This window comes from Modestobacter sp. SYSU DS0904, assembly GCF_054051115.1.
Genome location: NZ_JBJHAQ010000010.1, coordinates 21,627 through 35,170, shown reverse-complemented (window position 1 = coordinate 35,170; position 13,544 = coordinate 21,627). Strand labels below are relative to the sequence as shown.

13 protein-coding genes are annotated in these 13,544 nt (G+C 77.0%); 1 reads left to right on the top strand and 12 read right to left on the bottom strand.

Annotated features, from left to right (window positions below; all coding sequences use genetic code 11):
• Positions 1–28: 28 nt before the first annotated feature.
• The 12 genes from ACI79U_RS08985 to ACI79U_RS08930 all read right to left on the bottom strand — a co-directional run bounded on the left by ACI79U_RS08985 (position 29) and on the right by ACI79U_RS08930 (position 11,402).
• Complete coding sequence (locus ACI79U_RS08985; protein WP_457066622.1) at positions 29–1,210, bottom strand: glycosyltransferase; 1,182 nt, start codon at positions 1,208–1,210, stop codon at positions 29–31.
• Entirely contained in the window at positions 1,200–2,108 is a 909-nt protein-coding gene (locus ACI79U_RS08980) for a lysophospholipid acyltransferase family protein (protein WP_457066620.1), read from the bottom strand. Before ACI79U_RS08980 ends, ACI79U_RS08985 begins: the two co-directional genes overlap by 11 nt.
• Positions 2,105–2,884, bottom strand: a complete 780-nt coding sequence (locus ACI79U_RS08975) for a GNAT family N-acetyltransferase (protein WP_457066618.1) — start codon at positions 2,882–2,884, stop codon at positions 2,105–2,107. Before ACI79U_RS08975 ends, ACI79U_RS08980 begins: the two co-directional genes overlap by 4 nt.
• 149 nt (positions 2,885–3,033) lie before the next feature.
• Positions 3,034–4,413, bottom strand: a complete 1,380-nt coding sequence (locus ACI79U_RS08970) for a glucose-6-phosphate dehydrogenase (RefSeq protein ID WP_457066616.1) — start codon at positions 4,411–4,413, stop codon at positions 3,034–3,036.
• 55 nt (positions 4,414–4,468) lie between these two features.
• A complete protein-coding gene (locus tag ACI79U_RS08965) occupies positions 4,469–5,158 on the bottom strand; it encodes an ABC transporter ATP-binding protein (protein WP_457066614.1) in 690 nt (229 codons plus the stop codon).
• Entirely contained in the window at positions 5,152–6,111 is a 960-nt protein-coding gene (locus ACI79U_RS08960) for an ABC transporter ATP-binding protein (RefSeq protein ID WP_457066612.1), read from the bottom strand. Before ACI79U_RS08960 ends, ACI79U_RS08965 begins: the two co-directional genes overlap by 7 nt.
• Positions 6,108–6,929 carry an ABC transporter permease gene (locus ACI79U_RS08955; protein WP_457066610.1) on the bottom strand — a complete coding sequence of 274 codons (822 nt, stop codon included), beginning with the start codon at positions 6,927–6,929 and terminating at the stop codon, positions 6,108–6,110. Before ACI79U_RS08955 ends, ACI79U_RS08960 begins: the two co-directional genes overlap by 4 nt.
• On the bottom strand, positions 6,922–7,980 hold the full coding sequence (locus ACI79U_RS08950; protein ID WP_457066608.1) for an ABC transporter permease: 1,059 nt from the start codon (positions 7,978–7,980) through the stop codon (positions 6,922–6,924). The genes ACI79U_RS08955 and ACI79U_RS08950 overlap by 8 nt, the downstream gene beginning before the upstream one ends.
• Positions 7,977–9,590 carry an ABC transporter substrate-binding protein gene (locus ACI79U_RS08945; RefSeq protein ID WP_457066606.1) on the bottom strand — a complete coding sequence of 538 codons (1,614 nt, stop codon included), beginning with the start codon at positions 9,588–9,590 and terminating at the stop codon, positions 7,977–7,979. The genes ACI79U_RS08950 and ACI79U_RS08945 overlap by 4 nt, the downstream gene beginning before the upstream one ends.
• 123 nt (positions 9,591–9,713) lie before the next feature.
• A complete protein-coding gene (locus tag ACI79U_RS08940) occupies positions 9,714–10,100 on the bottom strand; it encodes a YchJ family protein (protein ID WP_457066604.1) in 387 nt (128 codons plus the stop codon).
• Positions 10,101–10,104: 4 nt separating this feature from the next.
• The gene (locus ACI79U_RS08935; RefSeq protein ID WP_457066602.1) at positions 10,105–11,139 is read right to left on the bottom strand and encodes an aldo/keto reductase; all 1,035 of its coding nucleotides are present in this window, start codon (positions 11,137–11,139) and stop codon (positions 10,105–10,107) included.
• 35 nt (positions 11,140–11,174) lie between these two features.
• Positions 11,175–11,402, bottom strand: coding sequence for a toxin-antitoxin system YwqK family antitoxin (locus ACI79U_RS08930; protein WP_457066600.1), 228 nt, complete (start codon positions 11,400–11,402; stop codon positions 11,175–11,177).
• Positions 11,403–11,603: 201 nt separating this feature from the next.
• On the opposite strand from ACI79U_RS08930, the gene ACI79U_RS08925 reads away from it, so the two are divergent.
• On the top strand, positions 11,604–13,541 hold the full coding sequence (locus ACI79U_RS08925; protein WP_457066598.1) for a DUF222 domain-containing protein: 1,938 nt from the start codon (positions 11,604–11,606) through the stop codon (positions 13,539–13,541).
• Positions 13,542–13,544: the final 3 nt, after the last annotated feature.

Here is a 13,544-nt window from a genome sequence, read left to right as displayed (position 1 = left end):
TGGTTCCACGTGGAACCCGTCGGCGCGGTCACCGGGGCAGCGCCGCAGGGGCCCGGACCCGCCGCAGGTGCTCGATCAGCGCATCACCGGCCCGGCCCCAGGTGCGGTCCTCCACCGAGGGCCGCGCCCGGACGGCGGCCGCCGCCAGCGCGGCCGGGTCGTCCCGCACCCCCGCGACGACGGCGGCCAGCAGGTGCGGGTCGTCGCCGGCCCACAGCCAGCCGTTCTCCCGGTGCCGCACGAGGTCCAGCGGTCCGCCCGATGCGGCGACGACCGCCGGCACCCCGGCGGCCAGCGACTCCTGCACCGCCTGGCAGAACGTCTCGTCCGGGCCGGGGTGCACGAAGAGGTCCAGCGAGGCGACGACGGCGCCCAGGCCGGCCCCACCGAGCTGGCCGAGGAATCGGGCCCGCGGCATCGCCCGGGTCAGCGCCCGCCGCTGCGGACCGTCCCCGACCACGACCAGCCGCACGCCGGGCAGTTCGCTGACCGGGCCGAGCAGCTCCAGCCGCTTCTCCAGCGCCAGGCGCGCCACCACCCCGACCAGCAGTTCACCGCCGGGCGCCAGCTCGGCGCGGAGCGCCGGGTCGCGCCGGGCCGGGCAGAACTGCTCCAGGTCCACGCCCCGCGGCCAGAGCGCCACCGGGCCGATCCCGTGCCGCTGGAGCGCCGCCGCCGTCGCGGAGGACGGCGCCAGCGTGAGGTCGGCGGTGCCGTGCACCGTGCGCAGGAGACGCCAGGCCGCGGCCGGGCCGCCCGGCAGCCGGTAGCGCTGGGCGTAGGCGGCGAGGTCGGTCTGGAACGCCGCGACGATCGGCACGCCCAGACTGCGTGCGGCGAGGCCCGCGGCCCGGCCGAGCACCGCCGGGGACGCGAGGTGGACGACGTCCGGCGCCAGCCGCCGCACCACCGAGATGAGGTCGCCGGTCGGGCGGGCCAGCTGCAGCTGCCGGTACCGCGGCAGCCGCACCGCCGGCACGGTGACCACCTGCACCCGGGCGCCGCAGCGGGACTCGTAGTCGGCGCCCGACGGCGCGAGCACCACCGGGTCGTGCCCGCGGACGGCGAGGTGGTCGACCAGCCGCAGGACCGAGTTCACCACCCCGTTGACCGCCGGCAGGAAGGTCTCGGCGACCACCAGGACGCGCATGCCCGGGGCGCCGGGCACGGCCACGGTGGCCGGGTCGGCGGGCACCTGCTCACGCAGCACGGGAGGGTTCCCGGGGCACCGGCACGACCCGCCGCACCGGCACGCGCAGCCGGCGCGGGTGCGCCGCGACGACCGGGGCGCGGACCTCGGTGACCGAGGCGACCGCGTACTCGGCCAGCGCGGCGAGCTCCCGGCGGTCCGCCCCGGCCGGGTCCAGCGCCGGCAGCAGGTGCACCTCGACGACCAGGCCCCGCGCGGCGACCACCCGGGCGACGCTGCGCCACAGCGGCTCGTCGGCCAGGTAGCCGGCGAGCGCAGTGGGGTCCCCGTCGGCCAGCCGGTACCGGACGGCGACCGGGCACACCGGGGCGGCGGCGTCGACCGCGGCCTGGAAGAAGGCGGGGCGGAACCGCGCCAGCTCCACCCCGCAGGACGTCGTCCCCTCCGGGTGCACCGTCACGGTCGCGCCGGCGCGCAGCGCCGCGGCGGCCTGCGCCACGGCGCCCGGCAGGGTGCGGATCCGGGCGCGGTCGAGCAGCACCAGCCCGGCCCGGCGGGCCAGCCCGCCCACCAGGGGCCAGTCGCCCACCTCGCGCTTGGCCACCGGCAGGCCGGGGACGACGGTGAGCATCGCCAGGTCGTCGACCCAGGAGACGTGGTTGCTGACCACCAGGTGCCCGGGGCCGTGCCCGGGCCCGGTGCGGGGCCAGCCGACCGGGGAGGCGTGCACCTCGACGCGGACGCCGACCGCGGTCAGCACCCGGGCGGCGGCGCAGACGAGGATCCGGCGGCGGCCGCGGGCGCTGGCCACCGGCGCGCGCAGCGAGGCGGCACCGGCCCCGGCGAGTGCACCGGACAACCGCAGCCAGCGGCGGCGCCGGACGGCGGCCGGCACCGGTGCGGCGGTCGTGGTCGCGCAGCCTGCGGTGCAGGTGCTGACCGGCAGCCAGATGCTCATCGGGCACCCCCGGTGAGGCGGTCGAGCACCGGACGGGGGACGTCGGCGAGGTCGAGCAGCACGTAGAAGTCCGCCGTCCCGAAGGCCGGGTCCCAGGCCGGCCGCCCGCACACCCGGGCGCCCAGCTTCAGGTAGGCGCGCAGCAGGGGTGGCACCACCAGCCGGACCGGCCGGGGTGGGGACTCGACGTCGAAGGGCAGGTGCGGCACGACCCGCAGGTGCGCGGGGGACAGGTGCCGGGCGCGCACCAGGTCCCACACCCCGGCGGCGGTCGCGCCGCCGTCGGACAGCGGCACGGAGGCGCAACCGGCCAGGTGGGTCGCGCCGCGGTCGAGCACGTAGCGGGCCACGCCGGCCCAGAGCCGGGTGATCACCGCGCCGCTGCGGTGCGCGGGGTGCACGCAGCTGCGGCCGGCCTCGACCAGGCCGGGGCGCAGGGCGGCGTGCCGGTCGAGGTCGAACTCGCCGGCCGAGTAGCTGCGGCCCGCGACGGCGGCGCGTTCGGGCGGCAGCAGCCGGTAGGTGCCGACCACCTCGCCGGTGCGGTCCTCGCGGACCAGCAGGTGGTCGCAGAGCTCGTCCCACTCGTCGACGTCCCGGCCGACGGCGGCGCCCGGAGAACCCAGCTGGGCGCCGCCCTCGACGGCGAACACCTCGTGCCGCAGGCGCTGGACGGCGGCGAGGTCGGCGGGGTGGGTGGCCAGCGCGGTCGTGTAGGCGGTGGTCGGGGACCGGAGCGCGGGGGCCGGGGCGAGCGCGGTCGGGGTGGGGGTCACGGGGACACCTCGGGTGCCGGGAGGCCCCTGGGCGGGGCCCGGACGCCGCCAGGTTCAGCGGGCGAGGTGTCCGTCGAGTGGCCGCGGCCTGGCGCGTCCCCGTCGGGACGACGAATCCCGGCCGGGATGTCCCCCGGCCGGGGGACGCCTCAGTCGCGGGTGGGCCCCGCCGACCCGGCCGGGTACTCCTGCAGCGGCACCTCACCGGCGGCCCACGCGGCGAGGATCGGCTCGACGATCCGCCAGGACTGCTCGGCCTCCACGTCGCTGATGGACAGCGTCGCGTCGCCGGTGGCCATCTCGCGCAGCAGCAGCCCGTAGGCCGACAGCGGGTTGGGTGGCAGCCCGATGTCCAGCGCCCGCCGCTCCAGGTCGAACGGGTCGCCGGCGCCGTTGAGGTTGAGCTCCAGCGTGACGTGGTCGGGGTCGAAGCGCAGCCGCAGCACGTCCGGCTGCGGCTGCTCACGCCCGGCCGCGGCGGGGCCGAAGGCGAGGTGCGGCACCGGCTTGAACCAGACCGCGATCTCCTGCCGGCCCTCGCCCAGCGCCTTTCCGGTGCGCAGCCGGAACGGCACCCCGGCCCACCGCCAGTTGTCGATGGTGACGGTGTACTCGGCGTAGGTCTCGGTCTCCCGCGCGGGGTCGACGCCCTCCTCGCTGGTGTAGTCGGGGAGGTCCCGGCCCTCGACCGTGCCGGCGGTGTAGCGGGCCCGCACGGTGTCCCGGGCCATGTCGGCCGGGGGCCGCACCGCCCGCAGCACGTCGGCCTTGCGGCCCGACAGGCTGGCGCCGTCGACCGCGAGCGGTGGCTCCATCGCGATGAGGGCCAGCTGCTGCAGCAGGTGGTTCTGCAGCATGTCCCGCAGCGCGCCGGCGGTGTCGTAGTAGCCGGCCCGGCCCTCCAGGCCCAGCGTCTCGTCGAAGACGATCTCGACCCGCTCGACGTGCCCGGCGTTCCAGACCGGCTCGAACACCCGGTTGGCGAACCGCAGGCCCAGGATGTTGAGCACCGTCTGCGTCGCCAGGAAGTGGTCGGTGCGGAAGACCCGGTCCTCCGGCAGCAGCCGGTGCAGCACGGTGTTGAGCTCGCGGGCGTCGGCCTGGTCGCGGCCGAACGGCTTCTCGACGCCGATGGAGGTGCCCTCGGGCAGCTCGACCTCGGTGAGCGCCTGCAGGGTCGCCAGGAAGACGGTGTTGGGCAGCGCCAGGTAGACGACCGGGCGGCCGGTGGCCCGGTCCAGCGCCCGCCGCAGGTCGTCGGCGACGGTGACGTCGCCCTGCTGGTACCCGAGCCGGCCCACCAGGCGGTCCCGGACCTCCTCCGGCACGTGCCCGGCGTGCTCGGCCAGCCGTTCCCGGGCCCAGTCGCGGTACTCGTCGTCGGACCACTCGGCCCGGCCCACCGCGAGCAGGTCGATCTCGTCCCCGCCGCCATCGCCGTCGGCGGCGAACAGCTCGGCCAGTCCCGGGAGGAGGAGCCGTCCGGTCAGGTCACCCCGGCCGCCGAGCACCACGAAGGTCACAGACATGCACTCGCCCTGCCCATCCGGCGGGGTGCTGAACCCCGCCGGTCCGGGGGTCCGGTCACGGTGCCCGGGTCACGGAGCCGCTGCCCAGGGCGACGACGCGGTCGGCCCAGACGGCGAGCAGGTCCTCGTCGTGGCTGATCGCCAGCACGCCCAGCCGCCCGGCGTCCACCTCGGCCCGGACGACGCCGACCAGCGCTGCCGTGGTCGACGCGTCGAGCATCGCGGTCATCTCGTCGCACACCAGGTACCGCGGCTGCGCGGCCAGTGCCCGGGCCAGGCAGGCCCGCTGCAGCTGCCCGTCGCTCACCTCGTGCGGTCGCCGGCAGAGCAGGTCGGCGGTGAGCCCGACCCGGTCGGCGAGCTCGGCGGTGCGGGCGTCGCGGGCCGCCGCGCCGCGCCGCCCGGCGGTGGGCAGCCCACGCAGCCGCAGCGGCTCGGCGATCACGTCGCGCAGCCGCAGCCGGGCGTCGACCGACCGGCGCGGTGACTGGAAGACCATGCCGACGGGGGTGCGCAGCGCGGCCGGCCGGGCGTACCGGACCCCGCCGGCGTGGACGCCGTCCACCTCGACCCTGCCGCGGGCGGGCGCCAGCAGCAGCGCGGCGACCCGGGCCAGCGTCGTCTTGCCGGTGCCGCTGGGCCCGGCCAGCCCAACCACCTCACCGGGCGCCACGCGCAGGTCGACCCCGTGCAGCACCGGGCGGTCCGGCTCGTACCCGGCGACCACACCGGTGAGGGTCAGCACCGGGCACCCGCCGGGGGCCGGCAACGGCTGGTCCGCGGCCCGGCCACGTGGACCGTCCGCCCGCCGTCGCAGGCGCCGCTCTCCGGCCGGCGGGCGTGCCAGGCGCAGCCGCGCGGCAGGTCGGTGAGCGTCGGCGCCACCCCGGGGATCGGCACCAGCCCGCCCGCGGGCAGCGCGCCCAGCAGCGCCCGGGTGTAGTCGTGCGCCGGATCGGCCAGGACGGCGTCCGCCGGCCCCGTCTCGACCAGCCGGCCGGCGTACATCACCGCCAGGTCGTCCACGATCCCGGGCGAGCGCTGCAGGGCCCCGAGGTCGTGGGTGATGAGCAGGACGGCGCAGCCCCGGTCGGCCACCGAGCGCAGCAGCCGCAGCGTGCGGTCGACCAGCGGGCGGTCCAGCCCGGCGGTCGGTTCGTCGGCGAGCACGACGCCGGGGTCGCCGGCCAGCGCGAGCGCGCCGACCACCCGCTGCGCCATGCCGCCGGAGAGCTCGTGCGGGTACCGGTCCAGGTCGGCCGGGTCCAGCCCCACCCGGGTGGCCAGCTCGTCGGCGCGGACCCGGCGGTCGGCGCCCGGGGTGAGCTCGCCGACCGTCTCCTCCAGCTGCGACCGCACGGTGCGCACCGGGGTGAGCGCGGTCGCCGCGGACTGCGGCACCAGCGCCACCCGGCGTCCCCGGACGGTGCGCCGCAGCACCCGGCCGGGCGCGCTGAGCAGATCCAGCTCCCCGGCGAGCTGCGCCGTGCCGCGCACCTCGGTGCCGGGCGGCAGCAGCCGCAGCAGCGCGGCGGCCAGCACCGACTTGCCGCAGCCGCTCTCCCCGACCAGCGCCAGCACCCGGCCCGGGGTGAGGTCGAAGGAGACGTCCGTGGCCGCGTGCACCGTGCCGCCCCGCCGCCGGGCAGGCGGGAAGCGCACCGTGAGGCCGGCGACCTCGAGCACCGGCGCGGTCACAGCCGGGCTCCGGCCCGCTCGGGCAGCGCGGTGCGGTCGCGCAGGGCGGCGCCCACGGCGGCGACGGCGAGGGTGGCGAGCACCAGGCCGAGCGCGGGGAAGACCAGCGTCCACCAGCCGCCGAGCAGCAGCGAGCTGCGGGCCTCCTGCAGCAGCGTGCCCAGGCTGGCGGCGTGCGGGGGCAGGCCGAGGCCGAGGAAGCTCAGCGTCGACTCGTGCCAGACGGCGTGCGGCAGCAGCAGCACGGCGGCGACCAGCGCCTGGGGGGCCGCGGCGGGCAGCAGGTGCCGCTGCACCACCCGCCACCGGCCCGCACCGCCCAGCAGCGCGGCGTCCACGTGCTCCCGGTCGCGCAGCGACAGCACCTCCGCGCGGACGATCCGGGCCACCTGGGTCCAGTGGGTGAGCGCGATCGAGGCGATGATCGCCACCAGGCTGCCCCGGAACAGCGCCACCAGCACGATCCCCAGCAGCAGGTGCGGGACGGCGTTGACCGCGTCGACGACCCGCATGGTCACCCGGTCGACCCAGCCCCCGGCGGCCGCCGAGAGCGCGCCGACGAGTGCGCCGATGAGCACCGAGAGCACGGCGCAGACGACGGCGATGAGCAGCGAGATCCGCAGCCCGGCGGCGGTGCGGACGAACAGGTCGCGCCCGGCGGAGTCGGTGCCGAACAGGTGCCCCCAGCTCGGGCTCTGCCGGGCGGCGGCGAAGTCGGTCACCCGGTCGTCGACGCCGGCGAGCCACGGCACCAGCAGGGCGTAGCCGGCCAGCAGCGCGATCACGGCGAGCCCGGTGACCAGGCGGCGGTCAGCCATCGGCGGCCACCCGCGGGTCGAGCAGCACGTAGGCGGCGTCGGCGAGCAGCGAACCGAGCAGCACCGCCGCGGTGGTGAGCAGGGTCAGCACCGCCAGCAGCGGGAAGTCCAGCTGGACGGCGGAGGTGACCACCGCCTGAGCGACCCCCGGCCAGCTGAAGACCTCCTCGACGAGCACGGCGCCGACCACCAGCTCGGGCAGCCGGGCGCCGAGCAGGGTGACGAACGGCAGCAGCGCCGTCGGCAGGGCGTGCCTGGTGACCACGGTGCGCTCGCTCAGCCCGCGGGCCCGGGCGGCGACGACGGCGTCGTCGGCGAGCGTGGCGAGCACCGACTGGCGCGCGTTGAGCAGCAGCCACGGCAGCTGGGAGGCGCCCAGCACGGCGGCGGGGAGCACCAGGTGCCGGGCCACCTGGCCGGCGGACAGCTCGGCGCCGGCGTCGGTGAGGCCGGCGACCGGCAGCCAGGACAGCCCGATCGCGAACACCGCGACCGCGCCCAGGGCCACGACGAACGGCGGCACGGCCTGCAGCAGCAGACAGACCGGGGTGACCACCCGGTCGACCCAGCCGCCCCGGCGGGCCGCGCTCCAGGTGCCCAGCACCAGCGCGGCGACGACGGCGAGCCCGAGCGCCACCGTGACCAGCAGCAACGTCCAGGGCAACCGCTCGGCGAGCACCTCGCCGACCGGCTGGCCGAAGGACCGGGACGTGCCGAGGTCGCCGGTGAGCAGCCCGCCCAGCCAGTCGCCGTACTGCTGCCACCAGGGCCGCCCGGTGCCCAGCTCCTCGGCGATCCGGGCCTGGGCCTCCGCGCTCGCGGTCAGGTACCGGTCACCGAGGTAGCCGGCCAGCGGGTCGAACGGGGAGGCCGCGGCGAGGGCGAAGACGCCGCCGGAGACGACGGCGAGCACGGGGAGGACGAACAGCAGCCGCCGGCGGGCCAGCCGCCCCGCGGCCCGCCACCGGTCCCGCCGTGGCTCGCGCGCCGGGACCGGTGGCGCGGGTACCGCCTCGGGGACGCGTGCGGCCAGGGTGTCGATCAGGGTCACCCGTCACGCCGCCACTCGGCCAGGTTCCACCACGGGCCCCAGCTGACGCCGTGGGAGTGCGGCTCCAGCACCGGCTCGGTGCCGGTCCAGCCGCCGTCCCGCACCACGTAGACGTGCTCGAGGAAGACCAGCACGACGGCGGGCGGGTCGGCGACCAGCTGGCGCTGTACCTCGCGGTAGGCGTCGACCCGGACGGCGTCGTCGGTGCTGCGCCGCGCCTCGTCGAGCGCGGCGTCCACCGTGGGGTTGCGGTAGTCGCTCGGGTTGTCGAACGGCCCGCCCACGCCGTCGGCGGTGAAGGAGGAGTGCAGCGCGTTGTAGAGCTGGGTGTCCGGGTCGTAGGGGACGTCGCCGCCGCCCAGCAGCGCGCCGTCGGTGGGGATCCGCGGTCGGAACTGCGGTCGGTCCACCGCCTCCAGGTCGACTTCCACGCCCACCGCCAGCGCATCGGAGGCGAAGGCCTGGGCCAGGTCGCGGCGCAGCGTCTCCTCCGGGAAGTACATGACGGTGAACTCCGCCCGCTGCCCGTCGCGCACCCGGACGCCGTCCGGCCCGGGGACCCAACCGGCCTCGTCGAGGATGCGTCGGGCCTCGTCCGGGTCGTGCTCGAAGACCGCCGAGGGTTCGGCGTACTCGCCGAACACCGCCGGCACGAAGGTCGAGGCCGCCTCGCCGTGCCCACCGAGCACCGACCCGACGATCGCCTCGCGGTCGACGGCGGCGTTCAGCGCCCGCCGCACGGCCGGGTCGCCGGTGACCGGGTCGCCGGCGGGCAGCGAGACGCCGCGCCAGTCGGCGGAGGGGTGGCCGACCACGGTCAGCCCGTCGTCGTCGGCGAGGGTGTCGGCCAGCAGCGGGGGCAGCGTCGTCCCGTCGAACTCCCCGCCGGCCATCCGCTGGGCGCGGGTGTTGTCGTCGGGCACGTAGACGACGACCAGCTCGTCGACCTCGGGCTCGCCGTCCCAGTGGTCGGGGTTGGCGCGGAAGACCGTCCGGTCGCCGCGCCGCTCGGTGAGCACGAACGGGCCGGTGCCGACCGGCGCGGTGTTCAGCGCGGACTCCTCGGCACGGCCGGGCGTGGCCAGCGCCTCGGCCGGTGCGATGCCGAGCAGCAGCTTGGTCGGGAAGGGCACGTAGGACCAGGCGAGCCGGAAGACGACGGTCTGCGGGTCGACCGCCTCGACGCTGTCGACCATCGCGTAGTTGCCGGCGATCGGGGAGGCCGAGGCCGGGTCGAGCACGGCCTCGTAGGTGGCGACGACGTCCTCGGCGTCGAACGTGGTCCCGTCGGAGAAGGTGACGCCCTCGCGCAGCGGGACGGTCCACTCGGTGGCGTCGTCGTTGCCCCGCGGCAGCTCGGTGGCCAGGGCCGGCTCCAGCTCGGGGATGCCCGAGCTGCCGCCGGCGAGGCGGACCAGGCCGTCGTAGACCCGGGAGTAGCCGGTCTCGCCGTGCCCGGCGACCGGGTTGAGCGGCTCGGGCTCGTAGGCGTCGGCCAGCACCAGCCGGTCGCTGCCGGCCGCGGCCGCGGTGTCGTCGCCGCTGCCGGGGGCGGTGCAGCCGGTCAGCACGACGGCGGCGAGGAGGACGAGCGGGGCGCGGGGGGACAACGGGGCTCCGTTTCGCGGGACGGCCAGGGCTTGCTGCGACCAGTTCGCAAGAACGTAGCTCTTGCGAAGAGGTCGCAACAAACCCGGAGGCGTCGTCCGGGTGAACAGTGGCCGCCCGCGCTCTCAGGCCAGGGCGATGCCGTCCAGGTACCGCCAGGCGCCGTCCTCCCGGGCGAACCGGCTGTCCTCGTGCTGGCTCCCGGGCACGCCGTCCACGACGTAGGACGCCCGGAACTCCACGGTGCCCTCGGCCGCCAGCAGGGCGCCGCCGGTGGTGCGCAGCACCGCCAGGCCGGTCCAGCGCACGCCCGGGTCCAGCTGGAGCGTGCGCGGGCGGGTGGTGGAGTGCCAGGTGGCCAGCAGGTACGCCGGGTCGCCGACGACGAAGGCGCTGTAGCGAGAGCGCATCAGCTGCTCGGCGGTCGCCGCGGCGGCGGTGCCGTCGTGCAGCCGGCCGCAGCACTCGGCGTAGGGCAGGCCGGAGTCGCAGGGGCAGCGCCGGGGTGCCACCGGCTCAGACCTGGAGGGTCGCGCCGGCCGGGGCGATGTGGTCCTCGACCGCCGCGAGCTCGGCGTCGGTGAGGTCCGGGCCGGACGTGGCGGCCAGGTTCGCCTCGAGCTGGGCGACGCTGCTCGCGCCGATCAGCGCCGTGGTCACCCGCTCGTCGCGGACCGCCCAGCGGAGCGCCAGCTGGGCCAGGCTCTGCCCGCGGGCGCCGGCGATCCCGTCGAGAGCCCGGGCGCGGGCGACCAGGTCGTCGGTGACGTCGTCGGCGGACAGGTAGGCGCTGCGGGTGGCCCGGGAGCCCTCCGGGATGCCGCCGAGGTAGCGGTCGGTGAGCCGGCCCTGGGCCAGCGGGGAGAAGACGGCGACGCCGGCCCCGACCTCGGCGGCGGTGTCGAGCAGCTCACCCTCCAGGCGCCGGTCGAACATCGAGTAACGCGGCTGGAGCAGCAGCACGGGGGTGCCCAGGTCGGCGAGGATCCCGGCGGCCTCGCGCAGGTCGGCCGGGGCGTAGTTGGACAGGCCGACGTAGAGCGCCTTGCCGGCCCGGACGGCGGCGTCCAGGGCGCCCATCGTCTCGGCGAGCGGCGTCTCGGGGTCGCGGCGGTGGTGGTAGAAGACGTCGACGTAGTCGAGCCCCGTGCGGCGCAGCGACTGGTCCAGGCTGGCCAGCAGGTACTTGCGCGAGCCGCCGTCACCGTAGGGGCCGGGCCACATGTCGTAGCCGGCCTTGGTCGCGATGAACAGCTCGTCCCGGTAGGGCGCCAGGTCGCTGCGCAGCACCTGCCCGAAGGTGGTCTCCGCGGCGCCGTAGGGCGGGCCGTAGTTGTTGGCCAGGTCGATGTGCGTGACGCCGAGGTCGAAGGCGCGGCGCAGGATCGCCCGCGCGGTCTCCAGCGGCCGGTCGGCGCCGAAGTTCTGCCACAGGCCCAGCGAGACCGGGGGCAGCACGACGCCGCTGCGCCCGGCCCGGCGGTACTGCGTGTGGTCGTAGCGGTCGGGCGCCGGGCGCCACGACGAGTCCTGCCGGTCCTCGGTGAGCACGACGGAGAGTGTGCCGCAGGGCGTGCCCGGGGTGGTCAACGGTGGGTGGTCACCTTGTACGGCGCTCCGCTCCGGTCGTACGTCGTCCACTCGCCCACCTGCTCGCCGGCGGCGAAGTGCCCGGAGCGCAGCTTCGTGCCGTCGAGTCGGAACCACTCCCAGTAGCCGTCGGGCTTCCCCTCGGCCACCGGACCGCGGGCCCGTACCGAGCCGTCGCGGTGGTGCTCCACGTGCAGGCCCTCGGTGAACTCCGTCTGCGGCACGGCCGCCCTCCCTCGTCGCTGGTTGCCGCGACCCTGCCGCGGGCGGACGACGTTCTCGGGAGTCGCTCAGCGCGGCCGTCGGGAACTGTCGGCGGTCGCAGTCATGCTGCGCGGTCGGGGTCTTCCGGCCACCGGCCTGATGGTGCATCTGCGCTGGTCACCGGCTTGCCGAGTGTCCTCTTCGAACGTATGATCGAACACGTGAACACGCTCGCCGACGCCGCGGAGCAGGGCTCGCCTGCTCCTCCGGTGATGCTCTCGGCGGGTCCGCTGGGCGCCGTGCAGGCAGCCGACCGGGAGATCGCGCGGCAGACCGCCCTGCGCGCCCGTGCCGTGGCCGAGTTCGCCGCGTCCCGGCCCGCGTCGGCCGACCGCGCGCAGGGTGAGCCCGGCGCGATGAGCCCCGAGCGCTGGGCGGCCCGCGCCGAGGTGCTGCGTCCGGTGAGCGAGTGGGCCACCCGGGAACTGGTCGTGGCGCTGTCGATCACCGCCGAGGCCGCCGAGGGGCTGCTCGAGCGGTCGTTGACGCTGGTCCACCGGTTGCCCCGCACGCTGGCCGCGCTCGAGTCGGGCGCGCTGCACAGTGGGCACCTGTGGCCGATGCTCGACAAGGTCGCCCCGATCGAGGACGACGAGGTGCGGGCCGAGGTCGAGGTCGCGCTGCTCGCGTGGGCGGCCGGGCGGGTGACGACGCCGGCGCAGCTCGGTGCCAAGGCGCGCCGTGAGGTCCTCCGCCGCGACGCCCGGGCCGCGGCCCGTCAGCTCACCCGGGCGCTCGCCCGGCGCGGTGTCCACCTCCGGCCCGGACGCACCGACGGCACGGCCGAGGTGGTCGCGCTGCTCACCGCGCCGGAGGCGCAGGTTCTCCTCCGGGCGCTGGGCGCCTACGCCGATGCCCTCGATGAGCCCGGTGACCAGCGCACCCGCGGTCAGAAGATGGCCGACTGCCTGCTCGACCTGGTGCTCCGCCCCGGTGAGCGGGAGTTGCCGCCGGTGCAGCTGATGCTCCACCTGGTCGCCCCGGTCGCCACCGTGCTCGGTGGCGACGCGCCCGGCGAGGTGGACGGCCAGGTCGTCCCGGCCGAGATGGTCCGTGCGCTGGTGCAGGCCTTCGGCGGGGTGTCCGGGTTCGCAGCCGACCTCGAGGCCGACGCCGATACCGACGCCGAGGCCGATGCCGCCGCCGAATCCGCCGCTGAGGCCGACGGCGAGGTCGAGGCCACCGCCGAGGCCACCGCCGAGGCCGACGGCGAGGTCGCTGGCGCCGCCGACGGCGCCCTGCCCTCGGACGCACCCGACGGGCGGGAGGAGCCGGTCGGCACGACGCGCTGGTGGGCCGAGCTGGAGCAGTGGCTGCTGGCCGACGACGTCGGGCCGCCCGATCTCCCGGGCGGGTTCAGGGACCTCGCCAACGCGCCCGCCGACGGCTGGTGGGCGACGGCCGACCGTGCTGTCGAGCGGGCCGGCGCCGAGCTGCGCGCGGCCGGCGAAGCGCTCGGCTCCGCCCGGCGGGCCGTCGCCGACGCCTGCCGCGCCGACGCCGTCGACGAGAGGTCCTGGCGCACCGGGTCGATCGACGCCGCCGACGACGCCCTGGCCGCGCTCGATGCCGCCGCGGCCGAGCAGCGGGCGGTGCTCACCGAGCTGCTGACCCGCACCGGCGGCGGTGGCCTCGCCGACCGTCCGCGGCTCGTGCTCGCCGACGCGCTCAGCGGCACCTTCCTCGCGCTGACCGGCCTCCCCGAGCTGCGTCGTGCTGCGCACTGCGGTGCCCGGCGCTGCCGACGGCGCCCCGAGGAGTGCACCCACGACCTGACCGGCCGCCCCGGCCTGCGCCCACCGCCGGCGACCGACGGCTACCGCCCCGGCGCCGAGCTGGACCGGTTCGTCCGCGCCCGCGATCGCCGTTGCCGCTTCCCCGGCTGCCGCCGCCGCGTGCCCCGCGGCGGCGAGCTCGACCATGACGTCCCGTACCCGGCGGGCCCGACCAGCGCGACCAACCTGGCCGGCTACTGCACCACCGACCACCGCGGCAAGCACCAGGCGCCCGGCTGGCGGCACGAGCTGGCCGCCGACGGCGCGCTCACCGTCACCACCCCCACCGGCCTGACCGCCGTCACCACCCCGCCGCCGTACTGACCA